The 13755-nt window shown below is 71.0% G+C and carries 17 protein-coding genes, 1 tRNA gene, 1 pseudogene and 1 riboswitch; of the genes and pseudogenes, 5 read left to right on the forward strand and 14 right to left on the reverse strand.

Features of this window, described 5'->3' with window-relative positions; all coding sequences use genetic code 11:
• Positions 1–80, forward strand: a pseudogene (locus ABT122_RS31465) (TIGR01457 family HAD-type hydrolase); the annotation flags it as partial.
• Between the two features lie 104 nt (positions 81–184).
• Here the strand turns inward: ABT122_RS31465 and ABT122_RS31470 are convergent.
• Both ABT122_RS31470 and ABT122_RS31475 read right to left on the reverse strand, forming a co-directional pair.
• Positions 185–556 carry a GroES family chaperonin gene (locus tag ABT122_RS31470; RefSeq protein ID WP_351559217.1) on the reverse strand — a complete coding sequence of 124 codons (372 nt, stop codon included), beginning with the start codon at positions 554–556 and terminating at the stop codon, positions 185–187.
• Positions 557–621: 65 nt separating this feature from the next.
• Complete coding sequence (locus ABT122_RS31475; RefSeq protein WP_351559219.1) at positions 622–942, reverse strand: DUF3618 domain-containing protein; 321 nt, start codon at positions 940–942, stop codon at positions 622–624.
• Between the two features lie 168 nt (positions 943–1110).
• On the opposite strand from ABT122_RS31475, the gene bcp reads away from it, so the two are divergent.
• Together bcp and ABT122_RS31485 are read left to right on the forward strand one after the other, a co-directional pair.
• Positions 1111–1578, forward strand: a complete 468-nt coding sequence (gene bcp, locus ABT122_RS31480) for a thioredoxin-dependent thiol peroxidase (protein WP_351559221.1) — start codon at positions 1111–1113, stop codon at positions 1576–1578.
• Between the two features lie 161 nt (positions 1579–1739).
• Positions 1740–1823, forward strand: a tRNA-Leu gene (locus ABT122_RS31485).
• A 90-nt stretch (positions 1824–1913) separates the two neighbouring features.
• On the opposite strand, the gene rdgB is transcribed toward ABT122_RS31485, so the two are convergent.
• From rdgB to ABT122_RS31505, 4 genes are all read right to left on the reverse strand, one after another.
• A complete protein-coding gene (rdgB, locus tag ABT122_RS31490) occupies positions 1914–2516 on the reverse strand; it encodes an RdgB/HAM1 family non-canonical purine NTP pyrophosphatase (RefSeq protein WP_351559223.1) in 603 nt (200 codons plus the stop codon).
• Between the two features lie 124 nt (positions 2517–2640).
• Positions 2641–3024, reverse strand: a complete 384-nt coding sequence (locus tag ABT122_RS31495) for a DUF8711 family protein (RefSeq protein WP_351559225.1) — start codon at positions 3022–3024, stop codon at positions 2641–2643.
• A gap of 123 nt (positions 3025–3147) precedes the next feature.
• Positions 3148–3888 carry a ribonuclease PH gene (gene rph, locus ABT122_RS31500; protein ID WP_351559227.1) on the reverse strand — a complete coding sequence of 247 codons (741 nt, stop codon included), beginning with the start codon at positions 3886–3888 and terminating at the stop codon, positions 3148–3150.
• Between the two features lie 78 nt (positions 3889–3966).
• On the reverse strand, positions 3967–4200 hold the full coding sequence (locus ABT122_RS31505) for a PTS sugar transporter subunit IIB (protein ID WP_351559229.1): 234 nt from the start codon (positions 4198–4200) through the stop codon (positions 3967–3969).
• 230 nt (positions 4201–4430) lie between these two features.
• On the opposite strand from ABT122_RS31505, the gene ABT122_RS31510 reads away from it, so the two are divergent.
• Together ABT122_RS31510 and ABT122_RS31515 are read left to right on the forward strand one after the other, a co-directional pair.
• A complete protein-coding gene (locus ABT122_RS31510; RefSeq protein WP_351559231.1) occupies positions 4431–5726 on the forward strand; it encodes a PTS transporter subunit EIIC in 1296 nt (431 codons plus the stop codon).
• 277 nt (positions 5727–6003) lie between these two features.
• A complete protein-coding gene (locus ABT122_RS31515) occupies positions 6004–7269 on the forward strand; it encodes a PTS transporter subunit EIIC (RefSeq protein WP_351559233.1) in 1266 nt (421 codons plus the stop codon).
• Positions 7270–7363: 94 nt separating this feature from the next.
• Here the strand turns inward: ABT122_RS31515 and ABT122_RS31520 are convergent, their stop codons facing one another.
• The 8 genes from ABT122_RS31520 to ABT122_RS31555 all read right to left on the reverse strand — a co-directional run bounded on the left by ABT122_RS31520 (position 7364) and on the right by ABT122_RS31555 (position 13645).
• Complete coding sequence (locus ABT122_RS31520; protein WP_351559235.1) at positions 7364–8116, reverse strand: MBL fold metallo-hydrolase; 753 nt, start codon at positions 8114–8116, stop codon at positions 7364–7366.
• Positions 8117–8412: 296 nt separating this feature from the next.
• Positions 8413–9363, reverse strand: a complete 951-nt coding sequence (locus ABT122_RS31525; RefSeq protein WP_351559237.1) for a PLP-dependent cysteine synthase family protein — start codon at positions 9361–9363, stop codon at positions 8413–8415.
• Positions 9364–9367: 4 nt separating this feature from the next.
• Positions 9368–9646: a MoaD family protein gene (locus ABT122_RS31530; protein WP_351559239.1), complete on the reverse strand. Its 279-nt coding sequence runs from the start codon at positions 9644–9646 to the stop codon at positions 9368–9370.
• A gap of 145 nt (positions 9647–9791) precedes the next feature.
• Positions 9792–9896 carry a putative leader peptide gene (locus ABT122_RS31535; RefSeq protein ID WP_351559241.1) on the reverse strand — a complete coding sequence of 35 codons (105 nt, stop codon included), beginning with the start codon at positions 9894–9896 and terminating at the stop codon, positions 9792–9794.
• A 66-nt stretch (positions 9897–9962) separates the two neighbouring features.
• Entirely contained in the window at positions 9963–10739 is a 777-nt protein-coding gene (locus ABT122_RS31540) for an ABC transporter ATP-binding protein (protein ID WP_351559243.1), read from the reverse strand.
• An 82-nt stretch (positions 10740–10821) separates the two neighbouring features.
• The gene (locus tag ABT122_RS31545; protein ID WP_351559249.1) at positions 10822–11826 is read right to left on the reverse strand and encodes a FecCD family ABC transporter permease; all 1005 of its coding nucleotides are present in this window, start codon (positions 11824–11826) and stop codon (positions 10822–10824) included.
• Between the two features lie 215 nt (positions 11827–12041).
• Positions 12042–13037: an ABC transporter substrate-binding protein gene (locus ABT122_RS31550; RefSeq protein WP_351559245.1), complete on the reverse strand. Its 996-nt coding sequence runs from the start codon at positions 13035–13037 to the stop codon at positions 12042–12044.
• Between the two features lie 44 nt (positions 13038–13081).
• A riboswitch (cobalamin riboswitch) is annotated at positions 13082–13194 on the reverse strand.
• A gap of 28 nt (positions 13195–13222) precedes the next feature.
• The gene (locus ABT122_RS31555) at positions 13223–13645 is read right to left on the reverse strand and encodes a M67 family metallopeptidase (RefSeq protein WP_351559247.1); all 423 of its coding nucleotides are present in this window, start codon (positions 13643–13645) and stop codon (positions 13223–13225) included.
• Between the last annotated feature and the right edge of the window lie 110 nt (positions 13646–13755).

Raw genomic sequence — 13755 nt, forward strand, 5'->3', positions numbered from 1 at the left:
CCGACATGGACGGTGTCCTGATCCACGAAGGTGTGCCGATCCCGGGCGCCGACACCTTTCTCAGGAAGCTCCGGGAGACCGAGCCCCGGGGCGTCTCTTTCGGATCGTGCCGGGGCTCGCGAGCCCCGGCACCGGACCCCGCTCACCGATCCGGCCCGGCCCGACCCGACCCGAGGGAAACTCCCTAGAGGTAGAGGCCGGTGGAGTCCTCGGAGCCCTGGAAGCGGTCGGCCGCGACGGCGTGCAGATCGCGCTCCCGCATCAGGACGTACGCGACCCCCCGCACCTCCACCTCGGCACGGTCCTCGGGGTCGTACAGCACCCGGTCGCCCGGCTCCACGGTCCGCACGCTCTGTCCCACCGCCACCACCCCGGCCCAGGCGAGCCGGCGGCCGACGGCGGCGGTCGCGGGGATCACGATGCCCCCGCTGGAACGCCGCTCCCCCTCCGGGATGTCGGTCCGCACCAGCACCCGGTCGTGCAGCATCCGGATGGGGAGCTTGTCGTGCTGGGAGCCGTGCTCCTGGGTGCTGTGTTCATGACTGTTGGCGCTCACGCTCCGAACCTACCCGCCCCACGGGGCCGCGGTGCCCGCACGGCCGCCGGCAACGCGGGCCCCGCTCACCTCCGGTCCTTGCGGGAGGAGACGGCGAGCAGCCCCACCACCCCCACGACCAGCAGCGCCACCGGGACCACCCGCTCCAGCCGGGGCGCGCCGTCCTCGGAGACGAACTTCGAGCGCACGTCCGAGACCGTGCGGTTCAGCACCGCGAAGGCGCGCCCGGTGGTGCGGTCCACCTTCTCGCTGACCTTCGCCCTGGCGTCGCCGATGACGGTGCTCGGGTGCACCCGCACCCCGATCTCATCGAGCGTCCCGGCAAGCTGCTCGCGCCGGCGGACGATGTCCGCCTCGATCTGCGCAGGGGTCCTCGCGTCCGACACCGCGCTGCCTCCGTGGTCGTGATCCGTTACCTATGCCATCGACAGTCTGTCAGCTCAGCCGCGCCCACACCCCACGGCACCCCTATTACGCTCGACGCCGTACACCCGCGTACACCCGCACGGCGCGGCATCCGCCGCCGTGCGCGGCCCGGTCCGACGAGGAGAACCATGAGCGAGCGACTCCAGCCCGGCGACACCGCCCCCGCCTTCACCCTGCCCGACGCGGACGGCAACGAGGTCTCACTCGCGTCCCACCGGGGCCGGAAGGTCATCGTCTACTTCTACCCCGCCGCCCTCACCCCCGGCTGCACCAAGCAGGCCTGCGACTTCACGGACAATCTGGAACTGCTGGCGGACGCGGGCTACGACGTCATCGGCGTCTCCCCGGACAAGCCGGAGAAGCTCGCGAAGTTCCGCGAGAAGGAGGCGCTGAAGGTGACCCTGGTCGGCGACCCGTCGAAGGAGACGCTGGCCGCGTACGGCGCGTTCGGCGAGAAGAAGCTGTACGGGAAGACCGTGACCGGGGTGATCCGCTCCACGGTGGTCGTGGACGAGGAGGGCCGGGTGGAGCACGCGTTCTACAACGTGAAGGCCACCGGGCATGTCGCCAAGATCATCAAGGATCTGGGGATCTGAGGGGCCCGGGGGCCGGGGGCCGGGGGGCCGGGGGGTCCGGGAGGGCCGCCCCGGCTGCCGGGCGGTCACCGGCACCTGGCTCCGGGGGGAAATCGCCGCACGTGGAGCGGCCTCCCCCCTGCCCACCGCTGCCGCCCGCCCGCTAACATGGCAGGCGGCCGGCGGCCGTTGCTGAACTGGTATAAGCGAAGGTTTTAGGTGCCTTTGGACGCAAGTCCATGTGGGTTCGAATCCCATCGGCCGCACGCACCGGTGAATCGAAGGCCCGACCCCCGCTCTCCGGGAGCCGGGCCTTCGGTCTGTCCCGCCCCCGGAAGGTCAGCCCAGCCGGAGGGTCAGCCCAGCAGCTCCGCGATCACCGGGACCAGGGCGCGGAAGGCCTTGCCGCGGTGGCTGATCGCGTTCTTCTCGTCCGGGGTCAGCTCCGCCGCCGTGCGGGTCCCGCCGTCGGGCTGGAGGATCGGGTCGTAGCCGAAGCCGCCCGCGCCGGCGGGGGCGGTGCGCAGGGTTCCGGGCATCCGTCCCTCGGTGACGCGTTCGGTGCCGTCGGGGAGGGCCAGGGCCGCCGCGCAGGCGAAGTGGGCGGCGCGGTGGGGCGGGGCGATGTCGGAGAGCTGGGCGAGGAGGAGATCCAGGTTCGCGGTGTCGTCGCCGTGGGTGCCCGCCCAGCGGGCGGAGAAGATTCCGGGGGCGCCGCCGAGGACGTCCACACAGAGGCCGGAGTCGTCGGCGACGGCGGGCAGTCCGGTGGCGCGGGCCAGGGCGTGGGCCTTGAGGAGGGCGTTCTCGGCGAAGGTGACGCCGGTCTCCCTGACGTCGGGGACCTCGGGATAGGCGTCGGTGCCGACGAGTTCGTACGGCAGACCGGCGTCCGCGAGGATGGCCCGCAGTTCGGTGATCTTCCCGGGGTTGCGGGTGGCGAGGACGATGCGTGTCATACGCCGATTATCCGGGCCCGCGGATCGGCGGGGATCCGGGGCCCGGGTCGGTGGGCGGACGTACGGACGGGCGGGCGTCGGGGCCGGCCGGAGACCGGGTCCGACGCCCGCCCGCCGGCGGTCGTCAGGGGCTGCAGACCTTGGTCATCTCGGAGGCCGCGTCGGTGACCGGGCTGATGTCGGGGGTGGCGTCGCCGCCCTCGATCGACTTGCGGACGTTGTCGACAGCGGTGTTGAGGTCGTCGGCGGCCTTCTTCACATCGGCGTTGTCGGACTTGTCGCTCAGCTCCGACAGCTCCTTGTCGATGGAGTCGAGGGCTTCGCGGGCCTGGGTCGGGTCCTCGGCCGCGCTTCCCACGGCCTGGGTGAGCTTCTCGACGCTGCTGGTCACGGCCTTTGCCGTGTCGACGCAGTCCAGAGCCTTGTCGATGGCGCCACAGCCGACTGCGGCCGGCAGGACGAGAGCTGCGGTGACAAGAGTGAGTGCGATACGGCGGCGCGCGGCCATGGAACGTGTCCCTCCCGGACGATCTGGCCGGGCACACGGTTGAGCCCGTGTGCCCGTGCCACTAACGACGCCCATAGGGGCGTTCTTGGTTGCTTCTTTACCCGGCTTTACCCGGCGGGGTGGTCAGCCGGCTTCCCCGGTGCCGGCGAGGGCGTCGCGCTGGAGCGCGGCGAGGTCGGCGCAGCCGCCGGCGGCGAGGTCGAGCAGGGCGTTGAGCTCCGCGCGGTCGAAGGGCTCGGCCTCGGCGGTGCCCTGGACCTCGACGAAGCGGCCGTCGCCGGTGCAGACGACGTTCATGTCGGTGTCGGCGCGCACATCCTCCTCGTAGCAGAGGTCGAGGAGCGGGGCGCCGTCCACGATGCCGACGGAGACGGCGGCGACGGTCCCGGTCAGCGGCTTGCGTCCGGCGCGGACCAGCTTGCGGCCCTGGGCCCAGGTCACGGCGTCGGCGAGGGCGACATAGGCGCCGGTGATCGCGGCGGTGCGGGTGCCTCCGTCGGCCTGGAGCACATCGCAGTCGAGGACGATGGTGTTCTCGCCGAGGGCCTTGAAGTCGACGACGGCGCGCAGGGAGCGGCCGATGAGACGGCTGATCTCATGGGTGCGTCCGCCGATCCGGCCGCGCACGGATTCGCGGTCGCCGCGGGTGTTGGTGGAGCGCGGCAGCATCGAGTACTCGGCGGTGACCCACCCCTCCCCGCTGCCCTTGCGCCAGCGGGGCACGCCCTCGGTGACGGAGGCGGTGCAGAAGACCTTGGTGTCGCCGAAGGAGATGAGGACGGAGCCCTCGGCGTGCTTGCTCCATCCGCGCTGGATGGTGACCGGGCGGAGCTGTTCGGGGGTGCGGCCGTCGATTCGAGACATGGCGTTGAGCCTATCGGCTGTAAGGAAGGGCCCCGCTCGCCGTGGAGCGGGGCCCTTCCGCGGGTCAGCGGCCGCCGGTCACATCATGTCCTCGATCTCGGCGGCGATGGGGTCGGCGTCGGTGCCGATGACGACCTGGATCGCGGTGCCCATCTTGACGACTCCATGGGCGCCCGCGGCCTTGAGCGCGGCCTCGTCGACGAGGCCGGGGTCGGCGACTTCGGTGCGGAGCCGGGTGATGCAGCCCTCGATCTCCTCGATGTTGTCGACTCCGCCGAGCCCGGCGACGATCTTCTCTGCCTTGCTGGCCATGCTCTTCTCCCTGCGTGTCAAGCGGCGCCCGCACCGGGCGCTTCGCGCTGCTTCGGCCCACCAGCGGTCCGGTTTGCCACGGTAACGCACGGTTGGCCCATCTTCACGGGCGGGTAACCGCCGCGTACCGAATGATGACGATCACCGGCGCCCGCACCCGGCGGCGTACCACAACTGGTCTACACCAGTTCGCAAGGACTGCCAAACCAGGCCCTTTCGGGAGGATGCCGATGAGCGCAGGGAGCGCCACCGCACCGCAGCCGTCCGTGTGGAGCAGGCTCTTCCAGGGCTTGCAGAAGATGGGGCGCAGCCTTCAGCTCCCCATCGCCGTCCTGCCGGCGGCGGGCATCCTCAACCGGCTCGGCCAGGACGATGTCTTCGGCACGGACGGCCTGGGCTGGAACGACGTCGCCAAGGTGATGGCGGGCGCGGGCGGGGCGCTGCTGGACGCCAATATCGGGCTGCCGCTGCTCTTCTGTGTCGGCGTCGCGATCGGGATGGCGAAGAAGTCGGACGGCTCGACCGCGCTGGCGGCGGTCGCGGGCTTCCTCGTCTACTACAACGTGCTGCTCCAGTTCCCCAAGGACTGCGAGGTCGGGGGCCAGGTGGTGGTCGCCGGCTGCCAGGGCGCGGACGGCACCGTCACCCCCTTCACCTATCAGAACCCCGGTGTCTTCGGCGGCATCGTGATGGGGCTGCTGGCGGCGTACTTCTGGCAGCGCTACCACCGGACGAGGCTGGTGGACTGGCTGGGCTTCTTCAACGGCCGCCGGCTCGTCCCGATCATCATGTCCTTTGTGGCGATCGTCTTCGCCGCGCTCTGCCTGTGGGTCTGGCCGCCGATCGGGAGCGCGCTGGAGAGCTTCAGCGACTGGCTGGTGAGCCTGGGCGCGTGGGGTTCGGGGATCTTCGGGGTCACCAACCGGGCGCTGCTGGTCATCGGGCTGCACCAGTTCCTGAATGTGCCGATCTGGTTCCAGCTCGGCAGCTACACCGAGCCGGACGGCACGGTGGTGCACGGCGACATCACGATGTTCCTGGCGGGCGACCCGAACGCGGGCCAGTTCACCACCGGTTTCTTCCCGATCATGATGTTCGCGCTGCCGGCGGCGGCGCTGGCGATCACCCACTGCGCGCATCCGCACCGCCGCAAGGAGGTGGGCGGGCTGATGCTCTCGGTCGGACTCACCTCCTTTGTGACGGGTATCACCGAGCCGATCGAGTACTCATTCCTCTTCGTCGCCCCGGCGCTGTACGCGATCCACGCGGTGCTCACCGGTGTTTCCATGGCGGTGACCTGGGCTCTCGGCGTCAAGGACGGATTCAGTTTCTCCGCCGGGCTGATCGACTATGTGATCAACTGGAGTCTGGCGACCAAGCCGTGGCTGATCATTCCCATCGGACTCGGTTTCGCGGTGGTGTATTACGTGCTCTTCCGATTCGCGATCACCAAATTCGATCTTCCGGTGCCGGGGCGGGAGCCCGAGGACATCGGGGAGCAGCTGGAGCGCGACAATGTGAAGTAGCCGCTCCGGCGGGGGTGTTGTACGGCCGAAGGGGTTCGGCGGGACCGCGACCGGGTCCCGCCGGACCCCTTTCGCGCGGCGCCTTGACGGGGCCGGCGGGGCCTGCGGGATTCCGGGTGCCCGGTGACGTACCGATCAATTCGCAGGGGTCCTGATTAATCGACCCCTTTTCGCAGGTTCCTTATCCAACCCTCACGTGTTACAAAGGTCTACACCACTGAGTGGTGTAGACCACGCGGGGGCGTGCCACGGCCCCCTGAGCACAAAGGACACGCCCATGACCACGGCCGGCGCCGCCCCCGCGGCTCAGAAGAAGAGAGGCGCGGCTGCGATGGCTGTCATGCAGCGCATCGGCCGCAGCCTGATGCTGCCGGTGGCGGTGCTGCCCGCCGCGGCGCTCCTGGTCCGCCTCGGCAATGACGACATGCTGGGCCGGGATTCCTTCCCGGACTTCGTGACCTCGTTCGCCGGATACATGCACGCGGGCGGCAATGCGCTGCTCGACAATATGCCGCTGCTCTTCGCCGTCGGCATCGCGATCGGCTTCGCGAAGAAGTCGGACGGCTCGACGGCGCTGGCCGCCGTCACCGGATATCTGGTCTTCAAGAACGTGCTGGCCACCTTCACGGACAAGAACCTCCCGAAGGTCGCCGAGGTCGTCGACGGCAAGATCGTGATGCAGGAAGCCCCGGTGGACGCCAAGGTCCTCGGCGGTGTGGTGATGGGCCTGGTGGTCGCCCTGCTCTACCAGCGCTTCTACCGCACCAAGCTGCCCGACTGGGCCGGCTTCTTCGGCGGCCGGCGGCTCGTCCCGATCCTCTCCGCCTTCGCGGGTCTCCTCATCGGCATACTCTTCGGCTTCATCTGGCCCGTCCTCGGCACCGGGCTGCACAACTTCGGGGAGTGGCTGGTCGGCTCCGGCGCGGTGGGCGCGGGTATCTTCGGCGTCGCCAACCGGGCGCTGATCCCGGTCGGCATGCACCATCTGCTGAACTCGTTCCCCTGGTTCCAGGCCGGTTCGTACGAGGGCAAGAACGGCGACATCGCGCGCTTCCTCGCCGGCGACCCGACCGCCGGACAGTTCATGACCGGCTTCTTCCCGATCATGATGTTCGCGCTGCCCGCCGCCTGTCTGGCGATCGTGCACTGCGCCCGCCCGGAGCGCCGCAAGGTCGTCGGCGGGATGATGCTCTCGCTCGCGCTGACCTCGTTCGTCACCGGAGTGACCGAGCCGATCGAGTTCACCTTTATGTTCATCGCACCGGTGCTGTACGCGATCCACGCGGTGCTCACCGGTGTCTCCCTGGCGCTGACCTGGGCACTCGGCATGAAGGACGGCTTCGGCTTCTCGGCCGGAGCGGTGGACTTCCTGCTGAACCTGGGGATCGCGTCCAACCCGTGGGGGCTGGCGCTGGTGGGGCTCTGCTTCGCGGCCGTGTACTACGTGGTCTTCCGGTTCGCGATCACCCGGTTCAATCTGCCGACACCGGGCCGCGAGTCGGACGAGGAGCTGGCCGAGCTGCTGAAGGCCGAGGGGAAGTAGCCCCCCTCCCCCGTACGACGAGGGCGCCCCGGTTCCGCGGACACCACCGCGGAGCCGGGGCGCCGCCGTCCGTGGACGGTGCGGGCCGCCGCCGCTAAACGGTGTAGACCGTGCCCGCGGTGGCCAGCTCGGCGGGCCCCCGGTAGACGGCGCGGGCGTCCGCGAGGTTCCGCTGCCCGTCGGTCCACGGCGGGACATGCGTCAGCACCAGCCGGCCCGCGCGGGCCCGCGCGGCGTGGGCGCCGGCCTCTCGGCCATTGAGGTGAAGACCGGGGACATCCTCCTTGCCGTAGGTGAAGGACGCCTCGCACAGAAAGAGGTCCGCGCCGTCGGCCAGCTCGTGCAGCGGCTCGCAGACCCCGGTGTCCCCGGAGTACGCCAGCGTCCGGCCGCCGTGCTCCAGCCGGATGCCGTACGCCTCGACGGGGTGGGCCACGCGCTCCGTGCGGACGGAGAACGGGCCGATGTCGAAGCTGCCGGGCTTGAGGGTGTGGAAGTCGAAGACCTCGCGCATGGAGGAGGGCGAGGGGGTGTCGGCGTAGGCGGTGGTGAGGCGCTGTTCCGTGCCCTCGGGGCCGTAGACCGGGATGGCGTCGCAGCGTCCGCCGTCGTGGCGGTAGTAGCGGGCGACGAAGTACCCGCACATGTCGATGCAGTGGTCGGCGTGGAGGTGGCTGAGGAAGATGGCATCGAGGTCGTACAGACCGATGTGACGCTGCAGCTCGCCGAGGGCTCCATTGCCCATGTCGAGGAGCAGCCGGAAGCCGTCGGCCTCTACGAGGTAGCTCGAACAGGCCGATTCCGCGGACGGGAACGACCCCGAGCAGCCGACGACGGTGAGCTTCATGGAGCTTGGACCTCCGTTGACGGGGAGGAGGGCTGGGGGTGGGTCTGGGTCGTGCGGTCCGTTGAGCGTAAAGCGCAAAAGGGAGTGCCGCTCCTTCGGGGAGGGGCGTTGTGGGCGAACTCACCTGCGCTGTCACCGATTCGGAGGGCGCGCGGGGGGAGCGTTCGGGGGGCGGCGGAAGCGGGGACGGAAGCGGCGGCGGAACGGGGCCGCCGGCGCGGGGGCCCGGGGCACGGAAGAGGGGCCCCGGGGGCCGGGCCCCCGGAGCCCCCGGCTCCTTGTGCGTGGTCGGGCGGTCAGGCCCAGAGCTGGCCCTGGAGCAGCTCGATGGCCTCTTCCGTCGTGGGCGCGGTGTAGACGCCGGTGGAGAGGTACTTCCACCCTCCGTCGGCGACCAGGAAGACGATGTCCGCGTCCTGTCCGGCCCTGACCGCCTTCTGGCCGACGCCGATGGCCGCGTGCAGGGCGGCGCCGGTGGAGACCCCGGCGAAGATGCCCTCCTCCTGGAGCAGCTCCCGGGTGCGGCGCACCGCGTCGGCCGAGCCCACCGAGAAGCGGGTGGTCAGCACCGACGCGTCGTACAGCTCGGGCACGAAGCCCTCGTCCAGGTTCCGCAGTCCGTAGACCAGGTCGTCGTAGCGCGGCTCGGCGGCGACGACGGCGATGTCCGGGACGTGCTCCCGCAGGAAGCGGCCGACGCCCATGAGGGTGCCGGTGGTGCCGAGGCCGGCCACGAAATGGGTGACGGAGGGCAGGTCGGCGAGGATCTCCGGGCCGGTGGTGGCGTAGTGGGCACCCGCGTTGTCGGGGTTGCCGTACTGGTAGAGCATCACCCAGGACGGGTTCTCGGCGGCGAGTTCCTTGGCGACGCGGACGGCGGTGTTGGAGCCGCCCGCGGCCGGGGAGGGGATGATCCGCGCGCCCCACATCGCCAGTAGCTGCCTGCGCTCCTCGCTGGTGTTCTCCGGCATCACGCACACCATGCGGTAGCCCTTGAGCCGGGCCGCCATCGCCAGGGAGATGCCGGTGTTGCCGGAGGTCGGCTCCAGGATGGTGCAGCCAGGGGTGAGCCGGCCGTCCTTCTCCGCCTGTTCGATCATATGGAGCGCCGGGCGGTCCTTGACCGAGCCGGTGGGGTTGCGGTCCTCCAGCTTGGCCCAGATGCGGACGTCGTCCGAGGGGGAGAGCCGGGGGAGGCGGACCAGCGGGGTGTTGCCGACGGCCGCGAGCGGGGAGTCGTAACGCATCGGATCAGTACATTCCGCCGGCGACCGCCGGAAGGATGGTGATGGTGTCGCCGTCGCTGAGCTTGGTGGCGATGCCGTCCAGGAAGCGGACGTCCTCGTCGTTGAGGTAGACGTTCACGAAGCGGCGGAGCTGGTCCCCGTCCACGATGCGCTCCCGGATGCCGCTGTGCCGGGTCTCCAGGTCGGTGAGGAGGTCGGCGATGGTCTCGCCGCTGCCCTGGACGGCCTTTTCGCCGCCGGTGTAGGTGCGGAGGATGGTCGGAATGCGGACGTCGATGGCCATGGCGTGGACTCCAGTCGGAAGCACTTGAGGGCGTAAGGGCGGCAGTCGAGAGGCTCGGCGGACTCTGACGGTCTGTCTGCGCGGCTGCGTGGCCCCCGCGCGGTGGGGCGGGTACGTCGGGTGAGCTTTCCCTGCTCGGGGGAGCTCAGGGACACATCGCGCTGGCGAGGCGGCAGAGGTCGACATGGAGCCGCGCGACGAGCAGCACGGTGCCGCCTGGCGTCTTGTCGCTCATGTCGTGGAGAACCATGCGGTCATCGTATCGATTCCCGGTCCGGGTTCTGGAATGTGATCTCGCATCGCGGACGGAGTCCGCTCACCATGCGGGCGGGACGTAGGTGATGGAGGGGGCTCCGGTCACCGGGTGGACCGCGATCTCGGCGCGGACCTGATAGACGTCGGCGAGGAGTTCGGCGGTCAGCACCTCCTTCGGGGTGCCGGAAACGACCAGCTCTCCGTCGAGCAGCACATGGAGCCGGTCGCAGTAGTGCGCGGCGAGGTTGAGGTCGTGCAGCGCCAGCAGGCTGGTGGTGCCCAGGGTGCGGATGAGGCCGAGGATCTCCAGCTGGTGGCGGATGTCGAGATGGTTGGTGGGCTCGTCCAGGATCAGCAGCGCGGGCCGCTGGACCAGGGCCCGCGCGACCAGGGCGCGCTGGCGCTCCCCGCCGGAGAGGGAGGGGAAGGCCCGGTGGGCGAGGCCGGTCATGGAGAGCCGGGCCAGGGCGTCGTCGACCGCGTCGGTGTCGGCGGAGGTGTCGGGTTCCCAGAAACGTTTGTGCGGGGCACGGCCCATGGTGACGATCTCGCGGACGGTCAGCTCGAACTCCCCCGGGCTGTCCTGGGGCACGCTCGCCACCCGCCGGGCGCGCGCCTTGGGGCCGAGCGCGGTCAGATCGTCCCCGTCGAGCAGGATGCGCCCGGCGGCCGGGGTCAGCGCTCCGTACACACACCGCAGCAGGGTGGTCTTGCCGCTGCCGTTCGGCCCGACCAGGCCGACGGTCTCGCCGGGGCGGGCGGTGAGGTCGACACCCCGGAGCAGGGTGCGGCCCCCGGTCTCGTAGGTGACTCCGGTCAGGGTGAGGTCGGCGCTCACAGAGGGGCTCCCGGTGTCCGGTGCGATTCCGGGTGTGATTCCGGGTGGGGGCTCTCCGGCGCGGTGGTCGGCGGCGCGGCGGTCACAGGGCGGCTCCCCGGTCGGTGCGGGAGCCCATCAGCCAGAGGAAGAGCGGGCCGCCGATGAGGGCGGTGAGCACTCCGACCGGGATGTCCTGCGGGGAGGCGACGGTGCGGGCGGCGAGGTCGGCGACGACCAGGGCGACCGCGCCGCCGAGCGCGGCGACCGGGAGGAGCGCCCGGTGGGTGGCGCCGACCAGCAGCCGGGCGGCGTGCGGCACCATCAGCCCGATGAAGCCCACCGCGCCGCTCGCGGAGACCAGGACGGCGGTCACCAGGGAGACCAGGATGAAGACGGCGGCCCGGAAGCGGGAGACGTCCAGTCCGAGAACGGTGGCGCTCTCCTCTCCCACCAGCAGCAGATCCAGCGGCCTGGCCAGCGAGAACAGCAGCGGGAGCGCGAGACAGAGCACCGCCCCCGGCAGCCAGACGCTCTCCCAGCGGGCGCTGCCGAGGCCGCCGAGCGACCAGTACAGGGCCTCGCGGAAGTGCTCGGGGCGGGCGGAGGCGACCAGGACCAGGGTGGTGAGGGCGGTGAGGATGTACGAGACGGTGACACCGGCCAGCACCAACCGGGCGCCGGTCATGGTGCCGCCGCGGCGGGCGAGGCCGTAGACCAGGATCAGCGCGCCGAGCGCGCCGGCGAAGGCGCCCGCGGGCATGGCGACGGCGGTGGTGGCGCCGATGCCGAGGGTGAGGACGACGACGGCACCGGTGGACGCGCCGGAGGAGATCCCGAGGAGGAAGGGATCGGCGAGCCGGTTGCGCACCAGCGCCTGGAGCACGGTCCCGCAGACGGCGAGCCCGGCGCCGACGGTGATGCCGAGCAGCACGCGCGGCAGCCGCACGTCGATGACGATGGTGCGGAAGGGGCTGGGGGCGGCGCCGGGGAGCAGGGCCTCGACGACCCGCGCGGGCGGGATGGCGACGGAGCCGATGCCCAGGCCCGCGATCACCGCGGCGGCCAGGGCGACGAGCAGCCCCGCGATGACGGCTCCGTACCGCAGCCGCCCGGCGAGAGGGGACGACCCGGGCGCCGGGTCCCCGCCGGGCGCGGGCGGCCCGGGCGGGGCGGCTGCCGTGAGCGCGGGCGGAGGCACCGGCGAGGGCGGAGGCACCGGCGAGGGCGGAGGCACCGGCGAGGGCGGAGGGACCGGCGCGCCGGGCCGCCGGCCTTCCGGCCGGGGCCCGGTGCGCCGCGTGCCGGGTTCCACGGAGGAGGTCACCGGGCGAGCTGCGGGGCCAGCTTGGCGATGGCGTCGGGCGCGCGCACCCCGAGGACCGCGTCGGAGAGCGGCAGCACCGCGAACTTCTTGTTCCGCACCGCCGGCACATCGCGCAGGGCGGGGTCCTTGAGCAGGCGCTGCTTCTTCTGCTCGACGCCGGTGGCGCCGTAGTCGAGGATGACGATGACCTCGGGCTTGCGGGCCACGACCTGCTCCCAGGTGGCGTCGCCGAAGGACTTGTCGATGTCGGCGAAGACATTCCGGCCGCCGGCCCGGTTGATGAGCTCGTTGCCGATGCCCTTGCCGCCCACCGTGAACGCGGTCTTGTCGCCGCTGTCGTAGACGAAGACGGGCAGCGGCTCGCTCCCCTTCAGCTCCTTCTCGGTCCTCTTCACGGTGGCGCGCGCGCCGGCCACCCACTGCCCGGCGCGCTCGCCGACGCCGAAGGTGCGGCCGATCTCATCGATCTCGCGGTAGACGTCGTCCATGGAGGTCCGGCCCTTGGTGCAGTACTCCAGGTTGAGCCGGGACTCGATGCCGGACTTCCTCAGCTCTTCGCGGGTGCGGCCGTCCTTGGACTCGAAGGCGCTGGCGTACCCGCCGTAGACGAAGTCGGGGTTGGCGGCGAGGAGCTTCTCCTTGGAGGGGTACTCCTTGGCGAGCACGGGTATCGCGCCGTACGCCTTCGCGTACTCCGGCAGCACCTTGTCGTCGAGGTAGGCGGTGCCGACGAGCGACTTCTCCAGGCCGAGTTCCAGCATGATCTCGGTGACGTGCTGGTTCATGGTGACGACCCGGCGGGGCGCCTGCTCGAAGGTGGTCCGCACCCCGCAGTTGTCGACGGTGTACGGGAAGGAGGAGCCCGGCCGGGCCGCCTTCTCCTCGCCGTCGCCGGCGGCCGGGGAATCGCCGCCCGCGCCGCAGGCGGCGAGCGGCAGCAGCAGGGCGGCGGTGAGCAGGGCGGTCAGGGGTGCGGAACGGCGCCTGGACATGACGGGGTACGGCCTCCTCCGGGGATTTCCACGTCCCCTGGGTGATGGGAGAAGGGCGGCGGGTCAGTTCCTGGCTGCCAGGCCGTGGCCTGGTCACAGTGGCGGGACCGCGCCGGACTCGCACCGGCTTCCTGGGTCCCACCGCCCCTTTTCAGTCACGGCCGGAGTGGAGCTCCGGCCAGGGATCAGTATGCATCCACCACCTTGATGTCCTCTTCGGTGACCTCTCCGTCGACGATGCGGAAGGAGCGGAACTGGAAGGGTCCCGCGGCGTCGGTGTCGGCCGTGGAGACCAGGACGTAGTGCGCTCCGGGCTCGTTGGCGTAGGTGATGTCCGTGCGGGAGGGGTAGGCCTCGGTCGCGGTGTGCGAGTGGTAGATGATGACCGGCTCTTCGTCGTTGTCGTCCAGCTCGCGGTAGAGCCTGAGCAGGTCCGCCGAGTCGAACTCGTAAAACGTGGGAGAGCGGGCGGCGTTGAGCATGGGGATGAAGCGCTCGGGACGGCCGCTGCCCTCGGGGCCCGCGACCATGCCGCATGCCTCGTCGGGGTGGTCGGCGCGGGCGTGCGCCACGATCCGGTCGAAGAGATCCTGTGTGAGGGTCAGCATGCCGATCAGGATAAACAGACGAACGGCGGCGGGCGGCCCCCCACCCCGTACAGCGCCAGCGCGCCGATCACCGAGCCGGCGGTGGTCCACAGCAGCGCCGCGTACAGATT

Source organism: Streptomyces sp. NPDC001985 (assembly GCF_040296845.1).
In the GTDB taxonomy this organism is placed as follows: domain Bacteria; phylum Actinomycetota; class Actinomycetes; order Streptomycetales; family Streptomycetaceae; genus Streptomyces.